Here is a 521-nt window from a genome sequence, read left to right as displayed (position 1 = left end):
ATAATGCGGCAGCCTTACACGGCGATTTGAGTCAGAATCAACGCGATTTAGTGATGAAGTCCTTTAGGGCACGCCAAATACAGATGCTAGTGGCTACTGATGTGGCAGCTCGCGGTATAGATGTAGATGATATTACCCACGTGATACATTACCAGCTTCCTGACGAGATAGAGACTTATAACCACCGCAGTGGGCGTACGGGTAGAGCTGGTAAGTCGGGTATTTCGATGGTTCTCGTACCTAAAAGTGAGCTTAGGAAGATAAAGGAGATAGAGAAGATTATCAAACAACCTTTTGAGCAGAAGGCTTTGCCTACGGGCATTGAAATATGCGAAATACAGCTATACCATTTGGCTAACAGTCTGAAGAATGTAGAGGTCAATCCGGCTATAGAAGATTATTTGCCTGCCATTTACAAAGAATTGCAACACATAGACCGCGAAGAGCTTATCAAAAAAATATTTGCGGTAGAGTTTACTCGCTTCTTTAATTATTACAAAAATGCTGAAGTTTTGCCAGAA

Annotated in this window: 1 protein-coding gene; it reads left to right on the top strand. The window is 42.2% G+C overall.

What is annotated here, in order from left to right:
- On the top strand, positions 1 to 521 hold a 521-nt coding region (locus tag HMPREF9074_RS05645; RefSeq protein ID WP_034539941.1), incomplete at both ends, for a helicase-related protein.

This window comes from Capnocytophaga sp. oral taxon 329 str. F0087 (assembly GCF_000213295.2).
Taxonomy (GTDB): domain Bacteria; phylum Bacteroidota; class Bacteroidia; order Flavobacteriales; family Flavobacteriaceae; genus Capnocytophaga; species Capnocytophaga leadbetteri_A.
This window is presented reverse-complemented; position numbering and strand designations above follow the sequence as displayed.